The organism is Rhodococcus sp. EPR-134, from assembly GCF_001647205.1.
In the GTDB taxonomy this organism is placed as follows: domain Bacteria; phylum Actinomycetota; class Actinomycetes; order Mycobacteriales; family Mycobacteriaceae; genus Rhodococcus_F; species Rhodococcus_F qingshengii.
In genome coordinates this window covers 1-2645 of record NZ_LVCT01000233.1, presented here as the reverse complement: position 1 = coordinate 2645, position 2645 = coordinate 1, and the positions used below count along the sequence as shown (strand labels likewise).

At 64.6% G+C, this 2645-nt stretch carries 2 protein-coding genes; both read left to right on the top strand.

Going from position 1 to position 2645, the window contains the following annotated elements; translation table 11 throughout:
- Nucleotides 1-458: 458 nt before the first annotated feature.
- Nucleotides 459-1454: an ABC transporter substrate-binding protein gene (locus A2J01_RS10265; RefSeq protein WP_058038598.1), complete on the top strand. Its 996-nt coding sequence runs from the start codon at nucleotides 459-461 to the stop codon at nucleotides 1452-1454.
- 49 nt (nucleotides 1455-1503) lie between these two features.
- Complete coding sequence (locus tag A2J01_RS10260) at nucleotides 1504-2598, top strand: iron-siderophore ABC transporter substrate-binding protein (protein WP_064112645.1); 1095 nt, start codon at nucleotides 1504-1506, stop codon at nucleotides 2596-2598.
- Nucleotides 2599-2645 lie beyond the last annotated feature (47 nt).

Sequence of the window (2645 nt, the reverse complement as noted above, 5' to 3'; positions counted from 1 at the left end):
CGGTGGTCGTGATCATCTTGAAAATGAATGAGCCCTTGGGTCCCTGCCGCGGCGGGTAAGGCCTGGCCGGCGCTATCGTGGGGACTGGCTGGGGCGCTACGGCAGTCACTGATCCTCCTGAATGTGCCTTTGGTCGCTCCGCAGACTCCGTCAAAGAGCCCTTGGTTGCGCCCGCAGGGTCCGTCGCCCGGGCTGCGGACAACGGCTTCTGGCTTGCGCTCATCGAATCGTAGACCGTGACTCCGAGGCACCGCGACCCGGTCCTACTCTGCGTCGTACTCGAGCATCCGTTTTTCACGGCACCGAACGAACGACCTGCGGTTTATGTTCCCCCGGGAGTCCGAACCCACTTCCGAATCGGCGTGTCGTGCGCGTCGAAGAATTCGGTCGGTGTCCGTTTTCGGCCATCTCCTCCACTGATAAGGTCACCCTCGCCTAACTCACCTCAGGAGTATTCAGTGAAATTCTTTCCCCGCCGCGCCGCGCTGGTAGCCGTCGCAGCCTCGATCGCCTTGGTCGTTCCAGCCTGCTCGAGTAACGACGAGCCCGCTGCAACCACCACCTCGACCGAGTCGGGCGCATTCCCCCGCACGATCGAACACTTCCGTGGAAGCACCGAAATCCCGGCAGCACCCCAGCGGATCGTCGCGCTCGACAACAGCTTCACCGACGCCGTCCTTCTCCTCGAATCCCCGCTCGTCGGCTACGTCGACTACCGCGAGCCCGGTCTGCCCGACTACCTCGGATCCTCGCGGGAGGAATTCGCCGCGGACGCCGTCTCGGTCGGCACGGTCAGCAGTGCAAGCCTCGAGAAGATCGCCGCACTGCAGCCGGACCTCATCATCTCCGCCGAGGTCCGCGACGGGAAGAACTACGAGCAGCTCTCCGCAATCGCGCCCACCGTCTTCACCCAGACGACCGGTCCGACGTGGAAGGACAACATCCGCGTAGTCGGTCAAGCGCTGGGCAAGGAATCGCTGGCCGAGGCGAAGATCACCGAATACGAAACTCGCGCGGCTGCCGTCGGCAAGGAAATCAACGAGAAGGCGAACAACCCGGTCATCTCGGTAGTCCGGTTCGCCGGTGAACCGACCGCACGTCTCTACCGCACTACCTCGTTCAGCGGCATCGTTCTTCAGGATGCCGGGCTGAAGCGCCCGGACAACCAGGGACCCGACCCCGCCGATGCCGGCAACATCATGATGAAGATCAGCCCCGAGCTGATCAACGAAGCCGACGCGGACGTCATCTTCATCAGCACCTGGCAGGACGCCGAGGGCAAGAGCGCCGAAGCTGCGAAGCCATTCCTCGAGAGCCCGCTGTGGCAGACCCTTAGGGGGCGCAAGGTGGACGTGGACGATTCACGGTGGATGTCGCCGGTCAGCATCCAGGGCGCGCACATGATCCTCGACGACCTCTCGGACACGTTCGAGGTGGACAAGCAGAACAGCTGAGTCGAACAGCTAACCTGAACGGCGCCCGCTCACACAGGAAGCCGTCGACTTGTCTGTTCTCTCACGCACGTCTGTTCTCTCACGCACGACCGCCCGCACGTCCGTTCGTCGTGTCTCGATCCTGGGGATCGCCGCCACGATGCTCGTCCTCGGTGGTTGCTCGTCCGACTCGTCGGACGATCCCGCGAGCACCATCGTCCGGACCACTACGTCGATCGCCGGTGCCGGCGTGATGGGCATCGAACGCGACACCGCCACCGCGTGCCCGACGCCGACGCAAGCCGACCCGGGAGCGGGCCCCGGGGTGAAGCGTCGAGTCGTACACACTGCGGGTGAAACCGAGGTTCCTTCCGATCCCCAACGGATTGTGGTCCTCGACAGCGTCTCGATGGACGCCGTGTGCGCCCTCGGCCTGTGGGAGCGGGTAGTGGGCGCCGCGACCGGTGTCGACTCACCTCAACCGTCGTACCTGGGTTTCGGCATCTCGGAGATTCCGAGTGTCGGCCCCGTGAGCGCACCTGACGTCAACGCCGTGAAGGCCGCCGCGCCGGACTTGATCCTCGGGTCCAGTCCGGCGTCCGACGGCTTGTACGGGCAACTCGACGCCATCGCCCCCACCGTGTTCGCGGGCTCGGATCCCGTGTACTGGAAAGCGCAGTTCGCCCTCGCCGGCCAGGCACTGGGCCGTTCGTCCGCGGCTGCGACGGAGCTCGACCGCTACCAGCAGGACGTCGTGCAGCTCGGCGACGCATTGAATGCATCGCAGACGCAGGCATCAGTGGTTCGGTTCGGTTCGAAGGACCTACAGATCGAGGGCCCTGCATCCTTCGCCGGACAGATCCTCAGCGACGTCGGCGTCCGGCGCCCACCGGCGCAGCGATTGACCGATGCGACCACGGCACCGATTCCGGCCGACGATCTGAGCGTCGCCGAAGGTGACTTGATCTACGTCCTCTTCGACGGGCCGAACGGCCGTACCTACGGCACCGGGATCATGAAGAGCGACCAGTGGCAAGACCTCGCCGCCGCCACCGACCGGCGTGTGTTCGTCGCTGAAGACGACATCTGGAACGGAAACGGGATGACTGCCGCCCGCGCCGTATTGGCGGACTTGAAGGGAACCTTGAACGGATATGCGAGCTGACTGGGACGAACCACAACTCCGACATTCGAAGCGGCTCGCCACAACTG